This is a genomic window from Streptomyces sp. NPDC005483, assembly GCF_040606035.1.
Taxonomy (GTDB): Bacteria; Actinomycetota; Actinomycetes; order Streptomycetales; family Streptomycetaceae; genus Streptomyces.
Window position 1 is genome coordinate 1 of sequence record NZ_JBEXEA010000047.1, and the last position, 21,938, is coordinate 21,938.

20 protein-coding genes and 10 pseudogenes are annotated in these 21,938 nt (G+C 69.3%); 11 read left to right on the top strand and 19 right to left on the bottom strand.

The genetic code is table 11. The features are described 5' to 3' along the window. The 3 genes and pseudogenes from ABZT06_RS44540 to ABZT06_RS44550 form a co-directional block, all read left to right on the top strand. A pseudogene (locus ABZT06_RS44540) lies at positions 1-137 on the top strand (alpha/beta hydrolase); the annotation flags it as partial. A gap of 106 nt (positions 138-243) precedes the next feature. After that, positions 244-1,122, top strand: coding sequence for a helix-turn-helix transcriptional regulator (locus tag ABZT06_RS44545; RefSeq protein WP_355754251.1), 879 nt, complete (start codon positions 244-246; stop codon positions 1,120-1,122). 102 nt (positions 1,123-1,224) lie between these two features. Beyond that, positions 1,225-2,085: an alpha/beta fold hydrolase gene (locus tag ABZT06_RS44550; protein ID WP_355754253.1), complete on the top strand. Its 861-nt coding sequence runs from the start codon at positions 1,225-1,227 to the stop codon at positions 2,083-2,085. A gap of 69 nt (positions 2,086-2,154) precedes the next feature. On the opposite strand, the gene ABZT06_RS44555 is transcribed toward ABZT06_RS44550, so the two are convergent. Further along, positions 2,155-2,499: a hypothetical protein gene (locus ABZT06_RS44555; protein WP_355754255.1), complete on the bottom strand. Its 345-nt coding sequence runs from the start codon at positions 2,497-2,499 to the stop codon at positions 2,155-2,157. Positions 2,500-2,703: 204 nt separating this feature from the next. On the opposite strand from ABZT06_RS44555, the gene ABZT06_RS44560 reads away from it, so the two are divergent. Further along, positions 2,704-3,276 (top strand): helix-turn-helix domain-containing protein, encoded by a 573-nt coding sequence (locus ABZT06_RS44560; RefSeq protein WP_355754257.1) that lies wholly within the window; start codon positions 2,704-2,706, stop codon positions 3,274-3,276. Here the strand turns inward: ABZT06_RS44560 and ABZT06_RS44565 are convergent. After that, positions 3,270-4,175, bottom strand: a complete 906-nt coding sequence (locus tag ABZT06_RS44565) for a Bax inhibitor-1/YccA family protein (RefSeq protein ID WP_355754259.1) — start codon at positions 4,173-4,175, stop codon at positions 3,270-3,272. The two genes, ABZT06_RS44560 and ABZT06_RS44565, sit on opposite strands and share 7 nt — an antisense overlap. A gap of 420 nt (positions 4,176-4,595) precedes the next feature. Here ABZT06_RS44565 and ABZT06_RS44570 point away from each other — a divergent pair. Next, positions 4,596-4,958: pseudogene (locus ABZT06_RS44570) on the top strand (SGNH/GDSL hydrolase family protein); the annotation flags it as partial. A 58-nt stretch (positions 4,959-5,016) separates the two neighbouring features. Here the strand turns inward: ABZT06_RS44570 and ABZT06_RS44575 are convergent. The 7 genes and pseudogenes from ABZT06_RS44575 to ABZT06_RS44605 all read right to left on the bottom strand — a co-directional run bounded on the left by ABZT06_RS44575 (position 5,017) and on the right by ABZT06_RS44605 (position 10,490). Then, complete coding sequence (locus tag ABZT06_RS44575; protein ID WP_355754260.1) at positions 5,017-5,223, bottom strand: hypothetical protein; 207 nt, start codon at positions 5,221-5,223, stop codon at positions 5,017-5,019. Positions 5,224-5,322: 99 nt separating this feature from the next. Next, positions 5,323-5,748 carry an organic hydroperoxide resistance protein gene (locus ABZT06_RS44580; protein ID WP_355754263.1) on the bottom strand — a complete coding sequence of 142 codons (426 nt, stop codon included), beginning with the start codon at positions 5,746-5,748 and terminating at the stop codon, positions 5,323-5,325. A gap of 178 nt (positions 5,749-5,926) precedes the next feature. Beyond that, the gene (locus ABZT06_RS44585; protein ID WP_355754266.1) at positions 5,927-6,559 is read right to left on the bottom strand and encodes a peptide deformylase; all 633 of its coding nucleotides are present in this window, start codon (positions 6,557-6,559) and stop codon (positions 5,927-5,929) included. Positions 6,560-6,997: 438 nt separating this feature from the next. Further along, positions 6,998-7,310, bottom strand: a pseudogene (locus ABZT06_RS44590) (replication initiation protein, RepL2). Further along, positions 7,307-7,629 (bottom strand): annotated as a pseudogene (locus tag ABZT06_RS44595) (MarR family transcriptional regulator). Before ABZT06_RS44595 ends, ABZT06_RS44590 begins: the two co-directional pseudogenes overlap by 4 nt. Before the next feature lie 465 nt (positions 7,630-8,094). Beyond that, positions 8,095-9,228 carry a ParB/RepB/Spo0J family partition protein gene (locus ABZT06_RS44600; RefSeq protein WP_355754268.1) on the bottom strand — a complete coding sequence of 378 codons (1,134 nt, stop codon included), beginning with the start codon at positions 9,226-9,228 and terminating at the stop codon, positions 8,095-8,097. Next, positions 9,225-10,490, bottom strand: coding sequence for a ParA family protein (locus ABZT06_RS44605; RefSeq protein ID WP_355754270.1), 1,266 nt, complete (start codon positions 10,488-10,490; stop codon positions 9,225-9,227). The genes ABZT06_RS44600 and ABZT06_RS44605 overlap by 4 nt, the downstream gene beginning before the upstream one ends. A 326-nt stretch (positions 10,491-10,816) precedes the next feature. Here ABZT06_RS44605 and ABZT06_RS44610 point away from each other — a divergent pair. Then, positions 10,817-11,472: pseudogene (locus tag ABZT06_RS44610) on the top strand (phage/plasmid primase, P4 family); the annotation flags it as partial. Between the two features lie 201 nt (positions 11,473-11,673). Continuing rightward, positions 11,674-12,057, top strand: a complete 384-nt coding sequence (locus tag ABZT06_RS44615) for a DUF6009 family protein (protein ID WP_355754273.1) — start codon at positions 11,674-11,676, stop codon at positions 12,055-12,057. Positions 12,058-12,148: 91 nt separating this feature from the next. On the opposite strand, the pseudogene ABZT06_RS44620 reads toward ABZT06_RS44615, so the two are convergent. Then, positions 12,149-12,809: pseudogene (locus ABZT06_RS44620) on the bottom strand (transglycosylase SLT domain-containing protein). A 291-nt stretch (positions 12,810-13,100) separates the two neighbouring features. On the opposite strand from ABZT06_RS44620, the gene ABZT06_RS44625 reads away from it, so the two are divergent. Both ABZT06_RS44625 and ABZT06_RS44630 read left to right on the top strand, forming a co-directional pair. Then, positions 13,101-13,550 carry a thioesterase family protein gene (locus tag ABZT06_RS44625; protein ID WP_355754276.1) on the top strand — a complete coding sequence of 150 codons (450 nt, stop codon included), beginning with the start codon at positions 13,101-13,103 and terminating at the stop codon, positions 13,548-13,550. Between the two features lie 200 nt (positions 13,551-13,750). Beyond that, a complete protein-coding gene (locus ABZT06_RS44630) occupies positions 13,751-14,770 on the top strand; it encodes a M28 family peptidase (RefSeq protein ID WP_355754278.1) in 1,020 nt (339 codons plus the stop codon). A 3-nt stretch (positions 14,771-14,773) separates the two neighbouring features. On the opposite strand, the pseudogene ABZT06_RS44635 reads toward ABZT06_RS44630, so the two are convergent. The 5 genes and pseudogenes from ABZT06_RS44635 to ABZT06_RS44655 form a co-directional block, all read right to left on the bottom strand. After that, positions 14,774-14,962, bottom strand: a pseudogene (locus tag ABZT06_RS44635) (SsgA family sporulation/cell division regulator); the annotation flags it as partial. An 8-nt stretch (positions 14,963-14,970) separates the two neighbouring features. Next, positions 14,971-15,198: pseudogene (locus ABZT06_RS44640) on the bottom strand (hypothetical protein); the annotation flags it as partial. Continuing rightward, positions 15,195-15,329, bottom strand: coding sequence for a hypothetical protein (locus tag ABZT06_RS44645; protein ID WP_355754280.1), 135 nt, complete (start codon positions 15,327-15,329; stop codon positions 15,195-15,197). The gene ABZT06_RS44645 and the pseudogene ABZT06_RS44640, both read right to left, overlap by 4 nt. Then, positions 15,314-15,502: a hypothetical protein gene (locus tag ABZT06_RS44650; protein ID WP_355754282.1), complete on the bottom strand. Its 189-nt coding sequence runs from the start codon at positions 15,500-15,502 to the stop codon at positions 15,314-15,316. Before ABZT06_RS44650 ends, ABZT06_RS44645 begins: the two co-directional genes overlap by 16 nt. Positions 15,503-15,779: 277 nt before the next feature. Beyond that, positions 15,780-15,905, bottom strand: a pseudogene (locus ABZT06_RS44655) (transcriptional regulator); the annotation flags it as partial. A 71-nt stretch (positions 15,906-15,976) separates the two neighbouring features. Here ABZT06_RS44655 and ABZT06_RS44660 point away from each other — a divergent pair. Together ABZT06_RS44660 and ABZT06_RS44665 are read left to right on the top strand one after the other, a co-directional pair. After that, entirely contained in the window at positions 15,977-16,276 is a 300-nt protein-coding gene (locus ABZT06_RS44660; protein ID WP_355754285.1) for a DUF1778 domain-containing protein, read from the top strand. Beyond that, on the top strand, positions 16,273-16,659 hold the full coding sequence (locus tag ABZT06_RS44665; RefSeq protein WP_355754288.1) for a fic family toxin-antitoxin system, toxin component: 387 nt from the start codon (positions 16,273-16,275) through the stop codon (positions 16,657-16,659). Before ABZT06_RS44660 ends, ABZT06_RS44665 begins: the two co-directional genes overlap by 4 nt. Before the next feature lie 338 nt (positions 16,660-16,997). On the opposite strand, the gene ABZT06_RS44670 is transcribed toward ABZT06_RS44665, so the two are convergent. The 4 genes and pseudogenes from ABZT06_RS44670 to ftsH all read right to left on the bottom strand — a co-directional run. Further along, on the bottom strand, positions 16,998-17,399 hold the full coding sequence (locus tag ABZT06_RS44670) for a DUF6009 family protein (RefSeq protein ID WP_355754290.1): 402 nt from the start codon (positions 17,397-17,399) through the stop codon (positions 16,998-17,000). Continuing rightward, positions 17,396-18,916: a phage/plasmid primase, P4 family gene (locus tag ABZT06_RS44675; RefSeq protein ID WP_355754292.1), complete on the bottom strand. Its 1,521-nt coding sequence runs from the start codon at positions 18,914-18,916 to the stop codon at positions 17,396-17,398. The genes ABZT06_RS44670 and ABZT06_RS44675 overlap by 4 nt, the downstream gene beginning before the upstream one ends. Further along, a complete protein-coding gene (locus tag ABZT06_RS44680; protein WP_355754294.1) occupies positions 18,913-20,025 on the bottom strand; it encodes a bifunctional DNA primase/polymerase in 1,113 nt (370 codons plus the stop codon). The genes ABZT06_RS44675 and ABZT06_RS44680 overlap by 4 nt, the downstream gene beginning before the upstream one ends. A gap of 504 nt (positions 20,026-20,529) precedes the next feature. Then, a pseudogene (gene ftsH, locus ABZT06_RS44685) lies at positions 20,530-21,934 on the bottom strand (ATP-dependent zinc metalloprotease FtsH); the annotation flags it as partial. Positions 21,935-21,938: the final 4 nt, after the last annotated feature.

The window sequence follows — 21,938 nt, forward strand, 5'->3', positions numbered from 1 at the left end:
CGGCCGTGCAGCGCTTCATGGCCAAGCGCGCCCACGCCCACACCACCGAGGTCGCCGCCTCCCACTCCGTCGCCGTCTCCCACCCCCGCCTGGTGACCGACGTGATCGAGCGCGCCGCCCGCGCCACCACCCACTGACACCCCCACAGGGCGGCGGGACCGATCAACGGTCCCGCCGCCCTCGGCCGTTTCCCGATCCCGTCACACATCGCCCATGTGTGTGATCCGCAGGAGAATCGACGACATGAGCTCACATCCCGACCCGCATGCCCTCGGTGCCTTTCTGCGGGCCCGCCGGGCACAACTGGACCCCCAGGAATGCGGCCTGCCCGCAACGGGCTCCGCCCGCCGGGTCACGGGACTGCGCCGCGAAGAAGTCGCCGCACTCGCCGCCATCAGCGTCGACTACTACACCCGCCTCGAACAAGGACGCGTCCGCGCCTCCACCCCCGTCCTCACCACCCTCGCCCAAGCCCTCCACCTCGACGACGACCAACAGCACTACCTCTACCAACTCGCCGGACGCACCGACGACCGACCCCGCCGCCGCAGACAACCCCAACGCCTACGACCCGCCATGCGCCGCCTCCTCGACCAACTCACCCACACCCCCGCCCTCGTCCTCGGCAAACGCCTCGACATCCTCGCCTGGAACCCCACCGCCACCGCCCTCTACACCGACTTCGCCGCCGTCCCGGCCCACCAGCGCAACTACCTGCGCCTCATGTTCACCGACCCCGCGATCCGGGGGCTGCACAAGGAGTGGGCCCACGATGCCCGGGACGCGGTGGCCGCCCTGCGGATGGAGGCGGGCGCCGACTCCGACGACCCGGAGCTCGCCCGCCTGGTCGGCGACCTGACCATCCAGGACGCCGACTTCCGGACCTGGTGGGCCCAGCAGCACGTCAACAGCGCCACCCACGGCACCAAGAACTACCGCCACCCCCTGGTCGGCGACCTCACCCTCGACTGCGACACCTGGTCCGGAGGCGACGGCTCAGGGCAACGCCTGATGGTCCTCACCGCCGAACCCGGCAGCCCCTCCCACGACGCCCTGCGCATCCTCACCTCCTGGACCGCGAGGCAGACGGAACCGGACTCGGGGCGGCACACATCCCGATAGGCTCCGGCCGGCTGAACCCGCGGGCCCTCCTCCCTCGTGGTCCTAGGGAGGCTCGTCGTCCCGGGGAAGCTCGTGCTCCTGGGGAAGTGGGAAGAGGTGGGCATGCTCGCGTACGACGTCCGGGGCGGCGGACCCGGTCTGGTCCTGTTGGCCGGGATCGGGGGCACCGCGGCGGACACCTGGGATCTGTTGCTTGCGGACCTGGCGGCCGAGCACACGGTCGTGCCGATCGACCTCCCCGGCTCGGTTCGCAGTCCCTTGCCCGTCGGCCCGCTGCGGGTGGGTGCCGTGGCCGACCAGGTGGTGGCCACCGCGCGCGAGGCCGGGCTGACGGAGTTCGTGATCGCCGGGACCTCGCTGGGCGCGGCCGTCGCCGTCGCGGTCGCGGCCCGCCATCCCCGTTCGGTGCGCGGCCTGTTCACCCTCTGCGGATTCGCCCGGCCCCGCACCACCCTGTGGCTCGGTCTGGAGATGTGGGCGTCGGTGCAGCTCCGCGGCGAGAGCGAGCTGAACACCTTTCTTGCCTCACTGTCCTTCTCCCGGGCCTACCTCGCCGCGCACACGGCCCAGACGGCCCGGCTGCTGACCGCCCGGCTGGCGGGGTCGGCCCCCGGTGTCTCCCAGCAGATCTCCTTGGCCCTGAACACCGACCTGCGCGGCGATCTCGCCGCCGTCACCGCTCCCACCCTGGTAGTCGCGGCCACGGGTGACCAGTTGGTGGCCCCGGAGCACTCGGTGGAACTCGCCGAGGGGATACCCGGCGCACGGTTGGCCGCGGTCAAGGGCGGGCACGCGGCGACCTTCGAGGAACCGGAACGGACGCTGGAGATCCTCACCGAGTTCCTCCGCGACCTCCACCGCCGACCCCGCCCCGCGCCCTCCCCCACCGACTCCGTCGGCCGACCGACAGGACCGGGCTCCCCGCGGACCGTCCCGGCGCCTCGCCGTCCCCATGAACGCTGACCACGTCACCGGACGGGACGGCACGACGGCAGCCTCGCCCGGCCGTGCAACCAAGGGCGGACCGCCCCGTCATCCCTCCCCGGGGTGCGGAGCGGGTTCCGGTTCCTGCGCCACCCTTTCCAACAGCCTTTCCGCGCTTGCCAGTTCGACGCCGCTGTCAGGCCCGGGGTGTGCCGTCGCCTCGTGGAGTGCGGCGAGGAGACGGGCGAGCCTGCCGCCACCGGCGTGCGGCAGGGCGACACTGCCCTCCCAGAGGATCTCGCGCAGCCGGACCGGGGTGAACTCGCCGTCCCCGGCGCAGGCCACCAGCAGGCGGGCCGCGAGCGTGCGCTCCAGCGGCCCCGGGACCCAGGCGCCCCGGTCGAGGTCCTCGGTCAGGGCGGCGGACAGTGCGGTGAGGCGCTCATGCGGCATGGGAGTCGACGGCCTTCTGCTTCCTTGCGGACGAGATGTCGGTGCCCCACCCGTTCGGACAGCGTGCGGGTGTAGGTTTCACTCAGAATACGTGTCACATGTGTGCCCCACTCGGAGATGGCGACATGTATGACACTCCAACCCTTGCCCGGCGCGGTACAACGCGCTGTGTGGCACCACGACCGGAGAGAGACCGGAGCATCGATGAGATCGGACGCACGCCACAACCGGCTGCGCATCCTCGAAGCGGCGGCGGAGACGCTCGCCGCTGCCGGTGACACCTCGCTCAAGTCCATCGCACGCAGAGCCGGCGTGGGCCAGGGCACCATCTACCGCCACTTCCCCACCCGGGAGGCCCTGGTGCTCGAGGTGTACTGGGAGGAGGTGGAGGAACTGGCGGGCGCCGTGCCCGTGCTCCTCGACGCCCTGTGCCCGCCGGTCGCGCTGCGGGCGTGGCTGAAGCGCCTCCTGGACGTCGGCGGCTGCACCCCGGAGTTCGCGGGTGCCATGAGCACGGCGGGCGACGTACTGACCCAGCAGTGCCGACAGGCGTACCAGCCGCTGCTGGACGCGCTCACGGCCCTCGTGGCGGCCAACGAGGCGGCCGGGACCATCGTGCCGGGGACGACGGCCGAGGACGTGCTCCTGCTCCTCGGCCCGCTGTGGCGGGTCGGAGCGGACGACGAGGAGCGCGCCCGGTCGGCACGGCTCCTCGACGTGCTCCTGCGTGGGCTGTGCCCGTCGGGCGACCCACGGGAAGCACCGCCCGCTCAGTAGTAGTCCTCACCGGGGAACAGGGTGAGCAGCCGTACGGCCTCCACGTACAGCCATGACAGGGTCAGCGTGAGCCCGAACGCGGCGAGCCAGGACCGGCTCCCGGGCGCGCCGTGGGTGATGGCCTCCTCGATCTTCCTGAAGTGCAGGGACAGGAAGGAGGCGGCCAGCACGACGCCCACCAGGCCCGTGAAGACCCCCAGGCCGAAGGGACGCAGGCCCAGGACGTCCCAGCCGGTGACGGGGAACAGGGTCCAGTCCGCCAGCGCGAGGAGACACGTGCCGAGGAGCGCGCCGCCGGTGAAGCCGTAAAAGCGGCGGTGCACCCGCATCCAGTGCAGTTTGTGGGCGAGGAGGACTCCGGCGGAGGTCGCCATCGTGGCCAGCACGGGCTGGACGAGGACACCGGGTGAGAGGTGGCCGGAGACAGTGGCGGAGAGCACGCCGAGGAACACACCCTGGAACCCGGCGAACGCCAGCGTCCGCGCCGGGGACGGCACCTGACTGCGGCACTGGACCACCACCAGTGCGGCGGCGGCGAGTCCGGCCCCGGCGGCGATGCCGTAGGCGACGGGCGCGCCGAAGGGGGAGTACGGCAGCAGCGTCCAGGACAGGACTGCCGCGAGGGCCGTCACCGCGAGCCCCGCCAGTGTCCTGGCCAGGACGTCGTCCATCGTCATCAGGTCACCGACGGAGAAGGGAAGGGGCGCGGAGCCGTCCGCATACGGCGGGTCCCTGTCGAGGTCCTGTTCCTGGGCCTTTCCGAGCCGGCTCTGCGCGACGGCGATCCCGGCCCGGGGATCCCGGGCCGCCGTCTTCTGTCCGCCGCGTCGCCCGAACTGCGGCCGGGCGAGTATCGGGTTGCTGCTCTTCAGGGAACGCTGCTGCTCGACCGGTGTCACGCCAGGTCCTCTTCCTCGTCTCGGACGTACCGGCACCGGTCCCGCGGGGCGGCGGGGCCGGTGCCGAGGGGCTCGCCGGAGGTGTCGGCTGTCGTCAGCCTGCGCTTGCGGACATACCGCGCGCATCAGTCACTTGACGGTCGGTCCGACATGCACGCCACGGAACGGACGCGCGGTCACGGCGGCTCGGCTCAGGCCTTCAGCGCGTAGAAATGCATCGGGGTCGGTCAGGCCCGTCGCGCGGGCAACCGGCGTGTGCCGTCCCGCAGGGCCGGGTCCACCGCATCCGTGTGCGTCTCCCCGACCGAGTAAGGGCTTGTTTCCACCAGATCGCTCAGCACGGGCGCACAACTCCCGCAGCAGGGCGACCAGTTCGGCCCCGTCGGCCGCCGTGCCCACCGACGTGGATCATGAAGGCACCTCCACCGCCGTGCGCCGCACGCCCGGGTCATGGTGGTCGGCTACCCCGACCTCTTCCCGGACGACGGTGTCGGCTGCACCAGCAAGACCGTGCCGCTGGCCATGGGCGACTTCGCCTGGCTCCGCGACAAGGAGAAGGAGCTGAACGCGATGCTGGCCCATCAGGCGTGGCACGGCAGGGCGCAGTACGTGAACACGTATGCGCCGACCGTCGGCCACGACCTGTGCAAGCCGACCGGCGAGCGCTGGATCGAGACGTTCGCGCCGGAGACCCCGGCGGCGCCGGTGCACCCCAACGCCACGGGCGAGAGCGCGATGGCGGGCGCCGTCAAGTCGGCCCTCGCCCACCACGGCCGCCGCTGACGCGTCCACGCAGTACCGGCGGATGATCCGTGCCGCCCGGGCCGATGCGGCCCGTCCGTCAGAGGAAGCTCGACGCGGACGGGCCGTATCCCCCGAGCACCGCGCTCTGCGCCCAGTTCCAGACCTGGAGGCCGGTGGGCCGGGCCGGCCCCTCGGCGTCCGTGATGGCCCGCGGGATCTCCCGGGCGGGCCGCTCGTCGGCCACGGCGGTACGGCCGGAGGCCCAGCCGTCACGGGCGCGATGTGCGTGTCGCCTGACGGTCATGTGCTGTCCTCGCTGTCCGTCGGCGGTGCGGGCCAAAGAAGGCAGCGGGTCCCGCATCCGGGGGGCTTGGAGAGATGCGGGACCCGCGTTCAGGGGGGATCAGGCCGCGGCAGCGTTGATGGTGACGGGGACGTTGCCGCGCGTGGCCTTGGAGTACGGGCAGATCTGGTGCGCGGCCTCGGCGAGCTGCTGGGCGGTGGCCTGGTCGACACCGCCGAGGACGGGGTTGAGGATCGCGGAGAGGGAGAACTCCCCGTCGTCGCCGTGGGTGAGGGTGATCTCCGCCGTGATGGTGGTGCTCGTCAGCCGGACCTTGCGCTCGGCCGCGGCACGGCGCAGGGCGCCGAGGAAGCAGGCCGCCCACCCGGCCGCCAGGAGCTGCTCGGGGTTGGTCGCGCCGCCCGCGCCGCCCAGCTCCTTGGGGATCGCGAGGCTGGTCTGCAGCAGACCGTCGGACGAATTGACGTGACCGCCGTTGCAGCCCTCTCCGTCGACGTCGACAACGGCGGTGTAGCTGACTGCCATGGCTGGTGCTCCGCATCTGGGTCCGGGTCAAGAAAGGTTTCGACACCTCCCGACCGGCACTTGCGTGCCATCACCGGTTGAGGTGGTGACGTAATCATGGCAGCCACCTTCGTCACCCGTCAAGCCGGTGATGTGTTGAGTGTGCGGGGGTGCCTCGGCCCGGACACACCCGCCTCCCCTACGGCAGCGAGAACCCGAGTTGTTCGGCGGCGGCCGCGGGCCCCGCGGCACCCCATCGCCGCACCACCTGTTCGGTGGTGGAGAAGGACCGCAGCTCGGCGCTGTCGAGGTAGAGCGTTCCGCTCAAGTGGTCGGTCTCGTGCTGCACGATGCGCGCCCCGATCCCCGCGTACTCCTCCACCAGATGCCGCCCGGTCTCGTCCTGGCGGGTCAGCCTGATGCGGTCCGGACGTGCCACCACGGCCTGCCAGCCGGACACGCTCAGACATCCCTCGTAGCTCCCCACCCGCCCTCGGCCCACGGCCCGGTACGACGGATTGACCAGCACGGTGAAAGGTACGGGCTGCTGACCGGCCTGGATCAGCCTGTCGGCAAGCGCCTCGGGGGTGGCCAGCACCGCGAGCCCGAGCGGGAGTCCGACCTGGGGCGCCGCGAGTCCGACCGCGCCTTTGATGCCCTCCATCGTCTCGCGCATGCGGAGGATCAGTCGGGCCAGCAGATCGTCGCCGAACTGTCCGTCGTAGGGGGCCGCTCGCTGCCGGAGTACGGGGTCACCGGCCTGCACCACAGCCAGTGGGCCCGTCTTGTCGAGGAGTTCAGCCACCTGGTCGGCGAGTGGGCTGCTTGCCATGTCCGGCCTTTCGTCGTCGAGCTGCAACGTTTCTCAGCATCGGAGAGGGCTGTAGAAACATGACGAAGATACCTGAGCATCGTTGCCAGGCACACATATCTTGGCATGGACTTACTGAGCACGTATGCTCATATCCGCGTGCGTACGAAGTGGCGCGCGAGACGGCGGGCCGACAACGCAGGGCGGGCCTCAGCGAAAGCGGAGAGAGCGCCAGGAGCCGGAATTCCGCGCGGCCCCGAGAAGCCGGCTCTCGGGAAAATCGTTCTGAGCGAAGAATCGAACAGATCGAACACCGTGCCGATATCGGCTAAATGATCCCGCCCGGGCGATGTGTGCCCTTGCCCGGGCGTCAGTCGTGGCGTCCCACGGAACGCCCCTCATTGACGTGACGTACATCTGCTACGCCTGAGGGGTCCGTCCGGTGAGAGAGGTTGTGGCTCAAGTCGCCCGCCGCAGCGGGACGACGACCCGCTCCCCCAGTCGGCCGGGGGTCAGCCGGTAGTACTTGATGTGACCGATCTTTTCGGTCTCCTCAAGCCACCCCAGCTCGATGACCTGCTTGCCGCGTCCGGGAGAAGACCGGGGGCGCCATACCGACCAGTTGGGCGAGCTGAGCGGCCGTCTCCAGCACCGCGCCCGAGCGCTCTGTCGGGTGCAGTGCGTAAAGCATGACGACGAGCCGCTGGTTGGCGGTCATCCCAGCCGTGGCCTCCAGCAACTTGAGGTTCTGCTGTTTGATGTCACTGGTCACTTTGCCTCCCACCGTGCTGGGGTGTTCTCGTCGAAGCCCGGGATGTCCGGCGGATTACATGCTTTTACCGCTTCACGCTGTTCCAAGCCCGTTCCGTGAAAAGCGATGTACGGGCTGATGCGGTACAGGTTGTAGTTTTCGATACGACCACGGACCACCAGAGGACGAGGAACTTCTGGCTGGGCGTGAACGACTTGGACTCCGTGATGGCCTCGACCCTGGCCTTGTCCACCTGGGTGTACCGACCGGAAAAGGCGTAGAACGCGTAGGGAACCGGCTCGCCGGTGTCGGCATCGACCAGTCTGCGTACTACTCCCAACAGGACCTCCGTGCATGGGTCATGGCCGCAGTGTTCCCCTGGGACGGCCCTCGAGCCGTCCCTCATGAACCCAACGTAAATGAGCAACACGTCAATCAAGTCCGCCCACAGGACGTTTCGTTTGCCTCCGGGGACAGTTGCCCGGCCTGGTCGAGCGGGCTTTTTCGGCGTCGGAGACATGTACGTCACGTCAATGTCCAACAGGCCGTACTCCGGCTCTCCCCCGGACTCCTCCCCCACCGCACGACGCCCCTCTCCCCGGCCCTTTCCCCTGTTCCTCTCCCCTGCCGCCCTCTCTGACCCGCACCGCCGAAAGTCAGCCACGACGGACCGGCACCAGGGCACCGGGGCGCGCGTGTGCCTCGCTCAGCCACCCACCAGGACCAGCCACGCCATTCGCTTTTTCGCCCGACGTGACTGTGGCCGGCACAAGGAAGTCTTGTGCCGGCCACAGTCACGTCGTCATCAGTGCGCGCTCGTACGCCGTCCCACGCGTTGGTGGTAGTGCTTGGTGAGGACGTCGAGCATCTTGTCGAACTCGGTCTCGCTCATCTTCCGGATGAGGTGCATGGCGATGAAGGTGCCGTCGTCGTAGGGAAGTCGGCTGCTGGTGGGAATCTTGACCATGCGCTCGGCCGGTTCCTCCACGGGGCGCGCCGGGGCGGCCAGAGCGGGGGGTGTGGTCGGCGTGGCCTGCTCGTCGAGAGCGGACCGGGTCGGCGGAACACCCCGACTCGGGCTTGAAGCCGGCGGCGTCGCATGCTGCTTCGCTTTCGGAGGGGCGGGTTCCTCGGTGGTCTCCTCCTGTTCCGGCTCCTCGGCGAGTGAGGAGAGCTGCGGATCCTCAGCCCTCACGGCAGGCTGGGGGCTGGTAGGCAGCCTGCGCTCGGCTTCCTTGCGGGCCCGCTCGGCCTTGAGTTCCTCCAGGACCGCTTGCTGGCGTTCCTGGGGGGCCTTGGCGACCGAGCGCAGCAGTTCAACGGGTTCGTCGCCGACTGCGTCCTGGAGTTCGGGGGTCAGGTTGAGCAGGGCGAGCCGCTGCGAGACCCAACCCTGCGATTTGTTCAGGCGCTTGGCGAGCTTGACCTGTGAGCCGTAAAGCGCGAGAAGGCGTTGCAGTGCACGGGCCTCGTCCAGGGGGTCGAGGTCGTTGCGGTGGATGTTGGCGACGAGCGCCGATTCGAGGATGGCCTCGCTGTCACTCCCCTGCTCGTCGTCGACCATGACGTTCAGATGAGTGAGGCCCGCTTCCCGGGCTGCTGCCAGGCGGCTGCTGCCGTCGACGACGACATGGGTGGTGTCGGGCTCCAGGTCTTCGGCGCGTGAGGGGTTGGCCTTGATGTAGGCATCACGGTTCATGACCGTGATGGCCTGCTTCTGACCGTGCTCCCTGAGGCTGCCGACGAGTTCGGTGAGGTCGCTCAGACTGGTGCGGGGGTTGTCGGGGTTGGGGCTGATCCGCACGACCGGCAGGCGGCTCGGAGGCGCCACGCCCTCGGTGGGGACACCGGTGGCGGCTCCGATGGCGGCGCGCCGCGCACTGACGGGACGGGCACCTCCTCCGAAGCGTCCACTGCCCAGCTGGTCGGCCTTGCTCATGAGATCTCCCGGGCCAGCGCGCGCATCGCGACAGCCTGCTGCGACGAGGGCGCGTAGCTGAGCAACGGCTGCTTCATGCGGACGGCTTCCTTCTGTTCCTTGAGGTCGCTGATGAGACCCACGACCTTGGGATCCTTTATGTCGACCCATCCCTGGAGAGACGATGTGGCGATGTAGCCGCGCCGACTGTCATAGAGGTTGACGACGATGCCCAGGTAGTCGATGTCGAGCGCCAGGTCGGTGCGAAGGTCCTCCATCTGGTTCGTCAGCAGGTCGTAGGCGTCGGCGGAACTGTCCTCGGCCTGGACGACGATGAGTGCTCCCGACTGACCGGGACCCTCGCCCTCGCGGCGGCGGCCGTAGTAGGCGGCGGCGTCCATGCTGAGGCCGAGGCTGGGCGGGCAGTCGACGATGATGACGTCGTAATCGGCTTCGAGGGGAAGCAGCGCTCGTTCGAGAGCCGCCTCGCGGGCGCGTACCGCGGAGAGCCGGACGTCCAGGAGAAAGGCGTCGTGGCAGGAAGGCAGCAGGTGCAGCCGCCCTCCGAAGTTCTCTTCGTCGACGGGGACGATCAGGTCGCGAAGGTCGCCCTTCGGATCGCCGGCCATGTGGTTGGTGAGACTGTCACCGTTCATCGCCAGGGGAGCGGCACCGAGTTGGTTGGTGAGGTGGCTCTGCGGGTCGAAGTCCACCAGCAGCACACGGAGGCCGTAGCCGGGGAGCTTCTCGATGTCGAGCGGGTCGTGGGCGGTGTCCGACAGGTTGTCCGCGGACTCGCTTGCGCGCAGGGCCGTGGTTAGCGCCTTGGCAACGCGTACCGGGAACAGGCGGTTGGGGTCCTCCGCCAGCGCCTCACCGACACCTGCGGTGATGGCCGTCTTGCCCACGCCGCCCTTCTGGTTGCAGACGACCACACGACGGGTGATCTCGGGGCGCTGGACGTCGGGCGCGGGGTTCGTGTCCAGCCAGAGCTGAACGGACTGGGCCAGTCCCTGCGTGAGGGACACCCGCCGATCCTCCGCGATCCTCCGGAACTCCTCCCACTGGCCTTGCGGCAGGAAGGTGGAGAAGGATTCGGCTCCGGCGGTGTCGACGGAAGCCGTGGTGGAGGCCAGGTCGATCCACGCGGTGATGCCCTGCGCGACGGCGGTCTGAATCTCGATGCCGAGTTGGGCAGTTCTGACTTTGAGGTTCTGCCGGAGCCATCCCGGCAGCTTGGACACGACCTTGGCTCGGTCGTTGGAGGTGGCTGGCATACTCATGGCGCTACCTTACTAACGTGCTAGATCATCTGGTGTATCGACTCGTTAGTTAGCTCATCTTTCGTCGGGACAGACCCCCACGACCCCACTCAGCACCTATTACGGCGTAATTGGTCCGTCAGGTTCACGGATCCACCGCCACCCTGAGAAGAGGGATCTGTCCTGTCTCACTCAATCAAGTCGTTTTCTCAACGAACCGAGTCGCTCGGGCTTCTGTCTCAGCGAACCACCGACCTGACCGGAGTCCCTGTCGTCGCCCTCGGTCAGGGGGGCGGGACTTCACCCGGCGAGGGGAGGTCGTCGCAGTGGACGTCGCACTAGATGATGGGCGACGGCTGATCGTGTGCAGCGAGCTGAAACTGAACGACAAGTTCGACGAGGCGCGGGTACGGCTGCTGACGGGCGGTGACAAGATCAAGGCCCGGCGCATGCGGCAGGACTACTTCTCGTTCACTCCGACCCACCACCTGTGGCTGCTGGGCAACCACCGCCCCGAGGTCTCCACGGGTGGCTTCGCCTTCTGGCGGCGCATCCGGCTGCTGCCCTTCACGCGCACGGTCCCGGCCCACCGCAGGATCGACAACCTGGCCTTCGAACTGGTCCGCGACGAGGGTCCGGGCATCCTCCACTGGCTGATCGAGGGCGCGCGACGCCATCTGCGGACCAGGGATCCCCTGGAGGGCCCGGACCGGGTCAGGATCGCCACCACCGCGTACGCCACGACGGAGGACCACATTGGGCGGTTCCTGGCCGAGTGCTGCACGCGTGGTGGCGAGGGCGGCAAGGACCTGAAGGTGGAGCAGGGGCTGCTGTACTCGGAGTACAGCTCCTGGTGCCACGCGGCGAGGGCATCCGTCCGGCGTCGCCCCGGGCCTTTGCCAATCGGGTCCGCCAGGAGGTCGGAGTGGCCTCGCCGACCGACATGATCAAGTCGAACGGCCGCAAGTACTATCCGGGCATCGCCCTGCTGGAGCGCCCGTGACGGCCGTCCTGTCCCCGCCCTGTCCACCACGTGGCCTACTCCGCCGTCGTCGTGCGTTCTACGATGGAGGGAGATCCCCGTCCGCGGTGGTCCTCGCAGAACGGTCCGCGACCCGGCGATGAGCGGACCGGAACGACACGGACAGACCCCGCGCCATGTCTCATGGCGGGGGAGTACGCCGACGAAGGAGAGGCTGCAGCCATGAGTTCGCTGTTGACCGAGAGCGACCTCATCCACGAGGCCGAGGTGGTGTGGCTGGAGACCCTCGAAGGGCTCGATTACGTACGTCAGGCACTGGACAAGACCAGACGGCGCAACACCAAGCCGCCCTACGCGCGCGACGGTCGCATGGTCGGGTACGCCCTGCTGGACGAGAACGCGTCCCCGGACCCCGACAGCGGCCTGTACAAACGCCGGGTCTTCTTCCTGCTGTCGCACGACCGGGACAGCCTGCCCGACGGCCTGTACCGGGAAGGTGCTCCGGGCGAGGCGGTCGACCCGCGCACCATCGCTCCGAGGAAGCCCGGAGTGAAGACGCCCCGGTCACAAAGCGGATCCGTGGCTGTCGCGGCGTCGGCGCCCTGAGCAGGGCGCCGACAAACCCCCGTTACCTACGACGAGCGCGACTCCGCGCGAAGTTCACGGCCGACGGCCCTCGCGGTCCGGCTGCCTCACCTCAGTACCAGTGGTTGGCCTGCCAGAACTCCCACGCCCCCAGGGGCTGCCGTAACTGGAGTTCATGTAGCCGAGCCCCCACTTGATCTGGGTGGCGGGGTTGGTCCGCCAGTCGGCGCCGACGGACGCCATCTTGGAGCCGGGCAGCGCCTGGAAGAGGCCGTAGGCCCCGGAAGAGGTGTTGACGGCGCGGTAGTTCCAGCTCGACTCGTGGTTCACGATGTTGCTGAAGCACTGGAACTGGCCGGATGGCACCAACTGCCGGGCCATCGACTGGATCTGCGCGACGGAGTAGGTACCGGACGCCGTCAGACCCGAGATGCCCTGGGCGGCCTTGGCCTTGGCCTTGGCCTTGGCCTCGGCACGCTCGCGGGCCTGCCGCTCGGCCTTCTCGGCGGCCTGCTTCTTCTCGGCCGCGGTTCTGGCTGCCGTCCTGCGGGCGGCCTCCTGGGCGTCCTTCCTGGCGCTCGTGTCGGCCGCGACGGCCTGGACGGCTGCCTGCCGCGTCAGCGACGCGGTCTGTTCCTCCACCTGCAGGCCGACGGGTACGGCCGCGAGGAGCGTCGACGTGGCGGGGCGGCGGTCTCGTTCGGCTGGGCGCTGCTGCCCGAGGCGACGCCCACGACGCTTCCGACGGCGGTGACCGCGGTGGCCGAGGCCACCGCGAACCCGCGGAACGAGGTCGGGTTCACGTGCTGTCCTTCCGTAACTCTGCGCGGATGGTGCCGTTCCGGTACTCGGCCGCCGCGCGCCGCCATGATCCGGCATTCGGCACACTCTGCCCTGTTCGCGAGGACGGGGCAACGTCCGGGGCACGTGTGACTGCTCATACGCGACATGACACGCACACCTTCCGGATGCTTTCGGAATGAACCTTTCGCCCGTCCCGACTCGTGTACGCAGGGAACGACCACCGGCCGAGCGCCATGGCACGGAGAGGCTGATCTGCCGACATGCCGGACGAGTTGACGAAGTCCTTCGAGGTCCGCTGGGACGACCTCGACCTCAACGGCCACCTCCGCAACACCAGGTACCTTGAGTACGCGTCCACGGCCCGTCTCGCGTTTCTGGTGGCGTCCGGGTGGACACCACGGGACCTCCTCAAGGCCGGGATCGGCGCCGTGGCGCTCGGCGAGGAGGTGCGCTACCTGCGCGAGGTTCTTCCTCTCGAGGTGGTCACCGTCGTCTCCCGGGTCGTTGGGCTGAGCACGGACGGGGCACGGTGGCGCTTCGAGCACATCTTCGTCCGGAAGGACGGGAAGGAAGCCGCCGTCGTACGGACCCTCGGCACCTGGATCGACCTCGCGGCCCGCAGGACGACCGCGCCCCCGGCCGGCCTGCGGGCCGCGCTGGCGGGGGCCGGGAGCGAGGACTGCGAACTGCTGGAACCGGCGAGGGCCTGACGCGGCGCCCGCCGACTTCCGCCGGGGAAAGAGGAGCGGTCGTCCTCGCATCGGGGAAGAGTGCGAGGACGACCGCCGTTCCTGCGACCGGCCAGCCATAAGAACTCGGCCGCAGGAGCTTCACTAAGGGCAACGGGCCGGGGACAGCGATGGGTTCACGGGAAAATCCACGGGAATATCCAGGGGAAGGCGAGCAACTGTTGAACACGGACGGGCATCTTCCGCATGCGGAGGCCGCACGCCTGCGCCGGCACGTGGAGTTCCTCGCCGCCGCCGGACCCCGCAGTCGGCGCCGCACGCCCCGGGCCATGGGGCGGGCCGAGACGTATGTCCGGGACGAACTGGAGGCGGCCGGCTGGCTGGTGGAGCGGCAGCCGTTCGAAGCGCGCTGGCAGTTGGGCGCCACGGACCGGCACGGTCACCGGGCGCTCGCCCTCAAACCGCGCCTGCACCGGCGTCTGTCCGGGGCGAACCTGCTCGCCCGGCTGCCGGGCCGGGACGACGGACCGGTCGTCCTGGTCGGTGCCCACCTCGACAGCGTCGACGGCAGTCCGGGAGCCGACGACAACGCCTCGGGTGTGGCCGTGGTGCTGGAGGCGGCACGCCTGCTGGCCGCCGCTCCCACCGCCCCGCGCGTGGTGCTGGCCGTCTTCGACATGGAGGAACTGGGGCTCGTCGGCGCCCGTCAGGCGGCTCGCGGGCTGAGCCGGGGCGGCAAGGTGCGCGGCATGATCTGTCTGGAATCGGTGGGCTACTTCGACGACACCCCGGGAGCCCAGCGGCTGCCCGTCGGCTTCGGACGGATCTTCCCCGAGGCGTCCGCCGCCACCGCTGCCGCCGGGTACCGGGGCGACTTCACCCTGGTCGTGCACCGGCGTTCCTCCGCCGCCGCGGCCGAGGTGTGGCGACGGGCCGCCGCCGCGGCGTCCCCGGCGCTGACCGGCCTGCCCCTGCGCGACCCGCGGCCCGACGGCCTGCCCGGCCTGCTGATCGGCCTGGCCGTGCCGCCCGCGAACCACCTGGGCCGCAGCGATCACGCGCCGTTCTGGAACCGGGGGGTGCCCGCGCTCATGCTCACGGACACCGCCAACTTCCGTAACCCGCACTACCACCGGGCGACGGACACGCCGGGAACCCTGGACTACGGGCGGCTGGCCGCCGTGACCGAGGCCACCGTGGTGACCGCCGGTTCCTGGCCTGACGTCCCGGGGCGGGGGTGAGGGTCAGTCGTGCTGGGCCTCGCGGGTGGGGAGCAGGCCGACGCTAGCGACGTCCCAGTCGACCCCGGCCAGCTCCTGGCCTGCGGGCACCAGGGCGTAGGTCTGCTCCAGCCACTGGGCGAGCGGCTGTACCGGCAGCTCGAAGAGCGCGGCCATGTCGCCCGAGCACAACTGGAGCCACGCGGTGGCCCGGCCGCGACCTCGATCTGTTGAACCCGCCAGCCTCGCTCGGTGAGACCCTCGCTCACCACGTGGACGATCTCGCTGATCGGTGCCGGGCTCTGCGTGGCGACGTCGAGGTCCTGAGAGAGCCTGTCGACCAGGCCGTGCATCTGGACCGCGTACCCACCGGTGATCACCAAAGGGTAGGGCGTGCCGATGTCCAGGACATCGGCCAGAAGGCGACGGTGCAGATCGGTGAGGTTCACGCGGCAGCGGTGGTGTGCGTCGCCAGCTCGGGGAAGCCGCCCTCCCAGGCGTCGCGCAGAGGTCGACTGATCAGCGTGCGCAGAATCGGCCACTGAGCGACCAGCAGCTCACGGTTCAGGAAGGAGACCACGTCCTGGCGCTGCCCTTCGGTCCGTAGGAACGCCGGCCCGACCAGACGACGTGCAGGGGAAGCTCCACCGTGCCGGCCGTCGGCCCCGCGAGCTCGTCCAAGGACGCGGGCAGTCGGCGTGCGTACTGTTCGCGCAGCATCTCGAAGGCGCTCGGCGTGGAAAGATCGGCCATGCCCCCAGCATCGCCTCTCGGAACCTGCGATAACACCGCGGCGGGCACAGTCCCTACTGGTCTCAAGGGTGTTGCAGAGCTTGGTGGCGGGGATTTTGCCTGTATGTACCAGTGACTGGCGGCCGACGCAGCCCGCGCCGACGAGCACCCCTCCCCCTCGCCAAAGGCGGTGTCCGCAGTCTCGCCAGCCTTGGAAGCGTAGTCGTCGCCCGCTCCACAGCGTCGGCCCCTGCATCCGATCTCGGGCGCCGGGCATGCCAATTCGCGCGGTGCTTCGTCAGGCGGCGAAGCCGACGTTGGTGACGTACTCGTACTGGCCCCATTGGGAGCCGAGGTCGACGACCAGGCCGACCCAGGCGTCATCCAGCTCCTGGTCGTCGCCGGCCGCCCAGGCGGCGACGATCGTGCGCCCGATGGTCACCGCTGTATGAAGCCGGTAGCGGCCTCGTTGGTACCGGCGATACCATCGGTACCATGCCTCAGCCCAAAGCAATGAACCTCCGTTTCCCCGATCCAGCCCAGCGCGCCGCGATCGAAGCCGCGGCACGGCAGGAGGGCGTCAGCCTGCAGGAGTACATCCTGTCCGCTGCCTACGCCCGTGCCACCGCGGTAGAGACGCACTTCCTCGACGCCTTCGGCCTGTCGATGGCCCGTAGCGGCGACGCCTTCGCCGAGGCGGCCGGCGCGGCCGCTCCCGATGGAGAGCGTCGTGCTGCGGAGCTCGCCGCACGTCATGATCTTGACGAGCAGCAGGACCGGGGTCACGCCGCGTGACACAGCACGAGCCATTTCGCCCTCTCGATGTGACGTTCCTGCTGCATGCGGCCGAGCTGTTGCCCGGTGATCCGCAGGTGGACGACTACGGTCCTCTGTACGCGGCTGTCGCCCGGGTCAATGCCCGGGCCATGGAGCGCGACGTCTACGGGTCCTTGTATCTCAAGGCGGCGGCACTGCTGCTGACCCTGGTGCGGCTGCCGTGCTTGGAGCACTCCAACGAGGCGTTCGCGTGGCACTGCGCGGAGGCCTACCTCGTGGTGAATGGGTGCCGTCTGGAGTATCTGCCCAAGGAGGCCGTCGCCCTGGTCCGGGACGCGGCCGCCGGCGCGATAGGAGTGGGCATGGTTGGCCGGCAACTGCGCGCCTGGAGCGTTGACTGACCATTCACGCAGCACTGGCACAGGCTGTCCACTTCACGGGTGAGCCCCAGGACCGGGTGCTGAAGCCTGGCGTGTCTGGCTACCCGGACGGTGTCCGACGACAGCACTGCCCGAAGCCCCCCTCACACTACGCGAACTCGATGTCGTACGGCTCCGCACACGGGGCCCGACCAACCGGGGCGAGATCGCCGCCTGGGGCTTGGGCGAACGCGCCGCATTCTGCGGGGGAACAACCCGTGCCGCACGCGCCCGTATCCGTCGTCAACAACTCTCTGCGTGGGTCGCGGTGTGAAGGCGGCCATGACAGCGGGTCCGCGACCGGAAGGGTCACTGGCCTGCTACAGGGGGAGCTGTATGCCGAGTTCTTGCATGGCGGCGGAGGGTGGGCCGCCTTCGGAGCGTTCGGTTTTGTAGCCCTTGACGCGGGGTTGGAGGGTGCGGGGGTCGACGGCTTCGGCGGGGGCGCTGTTGGCGTAGAGGCCGTCGGGCTCGCTGTCGCGGTCGTGGGGCTGGAGCCAGAAGACGCGGCGGCGGAAGGTGCCCGAGGCGCGGGAGGCTTTGGCCTCGGGACCCAGAATCGCGTAGCCCACCATACGCCCGGGCCGCCGGTAGGGCGGGCGGCCCTTGCGGGTGGGCAGGCGGTCGATGCTCTGACGGACGTAGTCGAGCCCGTCGATCTCCTCCAGCCAGACGATGTCGGCCTCGTGGCTGATCTCGTCCGCGTCGATCAGGGAACTCATGCGCCCGCTTCCCTCTCCTCGTCGGTGAGCAGTCCGATACCCGGGTAGTACTTGCGCTGGTTGGACACCTTCATCTCCTTCGGCGACGCCAGCCCGACCAACTCCCGCGTACGGGCAGCGAACGCACGTGAAGACATGACCAACGCACCTTCATTCTGGCACCAGGCCGCGTAAACGGCGTAAAGCGCGGTCTGCTCGGCCCGCAAGTCCGGGCCCAGGCGGCAGCACTCCTCGTAGAAGCGGCCGGTGTGATCCTCCGTCTCCGCGTACGCAGTTGTGGCGATCCGCACCCGTTCAGGACCCGCCAGGTCGCGGCCACCGCTGAGGTAGCGGCGCGCCCCGTCAATGAGCCACCCCAGGATACCGGGGCCTTCCTCCATGACGAGGAGGTCCGCCAGGTTGTCGATCTTACGGTCGTCGGGGACAACGCGTTCGAAGGGGATCAGACGCATGCGGCGCCAGAAGGCGAAGCCACCGGTGCCGACTTCGGGTTTGTGGTTGCCCAGGAGCCAAAGTTTGTGGGTGGGTTCGAAGGAGAAGGGGTCCTGGCGCATGCGCCGGGCCTTGATGCGGTCGCCGCCGGTCAGCAGCTTGACCCGGGCCTCGTCGAACTTGTCACCGGGCTTGATCTCCGAGCAGACGTAGACGCGCCGGCCGTGCAGCTCGGCCAGGTCGGTGGGGTGGCCCTCGAAAGGCTTGGCCATGAGGAAGCCGGGCGGGGCGGCGTCCGCGTAGTCACCGAGCAGTTTCATCATGACGTCGAGCAGGACGGACTTGCCGTTCTTGCCCGTTCCCCACAAGAAGGGCAGGATCTGGGCGCCGACGTCACCGGTGATCGAATACCCGAGCAGCAGGTGCAGATAGTCGATCATTTCCTGGCCTTCGGCGTCGTCGCCGAAGGTGTCGCTCAAAAAACGCAGCCAGCGCGGGATAGGCGTCTGCTGGGGGCCGACGGTAGTGGAACGGGAGTGGAAGTCCTTGTTCGGGTCGGGGGCCCGCAGCAGGCCTGTGCGCAGGTCGACGATCCCGCGGGGCGTGCACAGGGCGTAGGGGTCGGCGTCCAGGCGGTCGGCCTTGAGGACTATGCCGGGGGCGGAGCGGGCCTGGGTGAGCATGGCGTTCATGCCGGCGGTCGACATGGTCCGGGCTCGGTGCTTGTCCAGGGCCTGCATGCTGAACCTACCCAGGGGATCCCGGTCGGCGATGTTCTCGGCAAGGTCGCCGGCGGCCCACAGCACGGTGTCGTCTTCGTCGAGCTGCCACCGGGTGGTGTCCCACCGGAACCAGCCGATCCTGGGGACGTAGCGGTAGTCGTTGGCGTAGAGCTTGACGAACAGTTTGGCGTTGCCGCGGTCGGTCAGTGTGTCCGGCAGGAGGCCATGGGCCGTCGCGTCGCGGTGCGAGCGCTCGGCTGCGGCTTGCGCCGGCAGCGGGACAGGGGGGTTCTGCGCGCGGATCTGGTCAGCGACAGCTTGGGGGTCGAATTCAAAGAGGGGCTCGATGCCAGGCGAGGTCACGGACGCCTCCCCGTGGCGTAGAGGGGCTTTTGAAGGCCTGCGGCGAGCCCGCTGCGGACGATCTGCTCGATGCGCAGTTCCTGCCCGGGGCGGGCGGCGGCCGCAGTGTCCTTGAGCGCCTGCTCGGCTTCCCGACCTGCCAGACGGCCGGCCGCGATGAGCCCGCCGATGGTGTAGGCGGCCCGGTTGAGGGCGTCGGAAAAGCCGGCACCCTCAGGCACTTGACCGCAGGCCTCGACCGGCGCCAAGACAGCGGCGAGAGTGTGCTCCGCTTGTTCTCGGCCGCCGCCAGCAGCCCGTACGGCCTGTTGCGCGCGCGGCGGGACCGGGCGGGGCGCTGGGATGGTCGGGGCGGGAAGGTGGCCGGTGCGAGCAAGTTCCTGAGCCAGCCACGCAGGCAGGGCGGCCGGTTCACGGACGTCGCCGATCGGGGTGTAGGTGCCGTGCTGGGTGGTGGTTCCGGGAGCGATGATGTAGCTGCCGTAGGCCCGGACATCGACCTGCCAGGCCAGCGCGCGGCCGGGGCTGGACCCTGCGGAGGACTTCCATCGGCGGTTGCCCGTCGACCGGTACCACACGTGCAGTCCACCGGAAGGGGTGCTCACGCGCAGCGTTGAGGCGTCATCGGCGGGGCTGGGCTGGCCTCGAAGCGCGGCCAGGACGGCCAGGGTGTGGAAACCGTTGGCCAGACCTGTGAGATCGACCTGGTCGCCGATGGGAATGCCGGGCAGGATGCGGTCGCGGGCGGGCGGCTCGCAGTGGTGGGCGTCAATGTCGATGACGACGAGACCGGCCGGACCGCAGGAGACACCGATGCCGAACTCGGGATGCCGGCCCCACCACTGTTCGATGCGTTTCTGGTTGAGGGTGGCGGCGTGGAAGCTGTGACACCACCGTCCTTCGGCCAGGCAGGGGCAGGAGGCGGGGGCGTGTGCAGCGTCCCGGCAGTCGGGGCAGTTCGCGGCGGGGGTCTTGCGGCCTGCGGCGAGGGGGTGCACCGGCCAGCCTCGGCGGACGCATGCCTGCGCGACGGCCAGCGACGGAACGGCTGAAGTCTCATGGGCGGACTTCGCTGAGTCGCTGAGGGAAAGCTGCAGTTCAGCAGGCATCTCCATCCCCTTCCAGCGACCGAAGCGACTCAACGACGAACACACCCTAGCGAACGAGGCCTGCGCGGTCGTGGAGTACATGCGCAACCACGGTGTCCCGTGTTCAGAATCGGAAGCCAACGAGAGGCCTGCCAGCGACTGAAGGGAGGAAGCAGCGACCCAACGTCCTTCAGTCGCTGCTCGTTGGTCTCAAGGAAAAACGCAGGTCAGAGAGCATCTGAAGCCAAATTAGCGACTGAAGCGACTGAAGGCATCTATTTGTCACGCGCACGAGCATAGCTATGGGCCCCATATATACCGAGCGCGAGTCGCTTCGGTCGCTCCCCTGAGAGACCCAGCCGTCTGACCTGCGTTTATGCTCCGCTGAGCTAGCGACCAAGCGGAACCCCGGTCGCTGGCCGTTCAGTCGCTCCCCACGTCCGAGGAAGCGACTCAAGCGACCGAAGCGACCCAGCCCCGAAGCTGGCTGCACCATCCCGGGTCACCGCGTTGGGGCCTGCCCAGTCACTCACTCCCTGATCGACCCGTGAGGTCTTTCAGGTCCGTGAGGTCGCTCAGAGAAGGGATTCCGGCGATCCGGTAGGCGTCCGGCTCGTCCAGAGTCTCGTGCTCCAGCAGAGCCGCGGCCAGGGCGTCAAGCCGATGGCGGTTGGCCTCCAGCATGCGGCACGCCTCGCCGTAGCAGTCGTCGACGATCCTGCGGACCTCACTGTCCACGAGATCCAGGGTGTGCGGGGAGGCCGACATCCCGTAAGGCTGCCGGTCGTCGGCGGGCAGCACGGACAGGTGACCCACCCGGTCGCTCATACCCCACCGCGCCACCATTCCGCGAGCGATGCCGGTGACGTGCTCCAAGTCGTTCTCGGCGCCGGTGGTGATGACTCCGAACACCACGTGCTCGGCCGCCATGCCGCCCAGGGCACCGATGATGCGGCCCTGCAAATAGTCCCTGGTGTAGGCGTACTTGTCGGAATCAGGGGTGGACAGGGTCACACCGAGAGCCCTGCCGCGCGGCACGATGGTGATCTTGCCGACGGGGTCGGCGCCCGGCTGAAGCATGCCGAGCAGGGCGTGTCCGCTTTCGTGGTAGGCGGTACGGCGGCGCTCCTCCTGCGGCATCACCAGCGGGCGTTGCGCACCGAGCTGCACCTTCTCCAAAGCGTCGGAGAGATCGCGCCCGGTGACCCGGGCGCTGTTTCGCTTGACAGCGAGGAGGGCGGCCTCGTTGGTGAGGTTGGCCAGTTCCGCGCCGGTCATGCCCGGTGTCGTACGGGCGACCTGAGCGAGGTCGACGTCCGGGGCGAGCGGCATCGAGCGGGTGTGGATGCGCAGGATCGCCTCGCGTCCGGTATGGTCCGGCGGGGAGACGGTCACCACCCGGTCGAAGCGGCCAGGGCGGGTCAGTGCCGAGTCGAGGATCTCGGCGCGGTTGGTCGCCGCGACCACCACGACGCCGTCGGATCCGGAGAAGCCGTCCATCTCGGTGAGGATCTGATTGAGGGTCTGCTCGCGCTCGTCGTGGCCGCCGACCGCGGAGCCGGTGCGGGCCCGGCCGATGGTGTCGATCTCGTCGATGAACACGATGGACGGCGCCACCTTACGGGCCTCGGCGAACAGCTCCCGCACCCGGGAAGCGCCCACGCCCACGATCATTTCGATGAACTCGGACGCGGAGGCGGAGAAGAACGGCACCCCGGCCTCGCCCGCCACCGCTCGCGCGAGCAGCGTCTTGCCGGTACCGGGAGGACCGGCCAGCAGCACGCCCCGGGGCATTTTCGCGCCCATGCGGAGGTAGGCGTCGGGGCGCTTGAGGAAGTCGACGACGTCGTTGCGCTCGTCCTGCACCTCGTCGATGCCGGCCACGTCGGCGAAGCTCGTCCGCCCCTGCTCCGCCTCGACCATGTCGTGGATCA

Excerpts from the sequence above, each read along its gene's own strand:
- ABZT06_RS44580 (WP_355754263.1), bottom strand. The coding sequence starts at position 5,748 with ATGGCAGTCAGCTACACCGCCGTTGTCGACGTCGACGGAGAGGGCTGC.
- ABZT06_RS44585 (WP_355754266.1), bottom strand. The coding sequence starts at position 6,559 with ATGGCAAGCAGCCCACTCGCCGACCAGGTGGCTGAACTCCTCGACAAG.
- ABZT06_RS44660 (WP_355754285.1), top strand. The coding sequence starts at position 15,977 with ATGCCTCAGCCCAAAGCAATGAACCTCCGTTTCCCCGATCCAGCCCAG.
- ABZT06_RS44575 (WP_355754260.1), bottom strand. The coding sequence starts at position 5,223 with ATGACCGTCAGGCGACACGCACATCGCGCCCGTGACGGCTGGGCCTCC.
- ABZT06_RS44555 (WP_355754255.1), bottom strand. The coding sequence starts at position 2,499 with ATGCCGCATGAGCGCCTCACCGCACTGTCCGCCGCCCTGACCGAGGAC.
- ABZT06_RS44600 (WP_355754268.1), bottom strand. The coding sequence starts at position 9,228 with ATGAGCAAGGCCGACCAGCTGGGCAGTGGACGCTTCGGAGGAGGTGCC.
- ABZT06_RS44670 (WP_355754290.1), bottom strand. The coding sequence starts at position 17,399 with ATGAGTTCCCTGATCGACGCGGACGAGATCAGCCACGAGGCCGACATC.
- ABZT06_RS44625 (WP_355754276.1), top strand. The coding sequence starts at position 13,101 with ATGCCGGACGAGTTGACGAAGTCCTTCGAGGTCCGCTGGGACGACCTC.
- ABZT06_RS44650 (WP_355754282.1), bottom strand. The coding sequence starts at position 15,502 with ATGGCCGATCTTTCCACGCCGAGCGCCTTCGAGATGCTGCGCGAACAG.
- ABZT06_RS44560 (WP_355754257.1), top strand. The coding sequence starts at position 2,704 with ATGAGATCGGACGCACGCCACAACCGGCTGCGCATCCTCGAAGCGGCG.
- ABZT06_RS44545 (WP_355754251.1), top strand. The coding sequence starts at position 244 with ATGAGCTCACATCCCGACCCGCATGCCCTCGGTGCCTTTCTGCGGGCC.
- ABZT06_RS44550 (WP_355754253.1), top strand. The coding sequence starts at position 1,225 with ATGCTCGCGTACGACGTCCGGGGCGGCGGACCCGGTCTGGTCCTGTTG.
- ABZT06_RS44680 (WP_355754294.1), bottom strand. The coding sequence starts at position 20,025 with ATGCCTGCTGAACTGCAGCTTTCCCTCAGCGACTCAGCGAAGTCCGCC.
- ABZT06_RS44615 (WP_355754273.1), top strand. The coding sequence starts at position 11,674 with ATGAGTTCGCTGTTGACCGAGAGCGACCTCATCCACGAGGCCGAGGTG.
- ABZT06_RS44605 (WP_355754270.1), bottom strand. The coding sequence starts at position 10,490 with ATGAGTATGCCAGCCACCTCCAACGACCGAGCCAAGGTCGTGTCCAAG.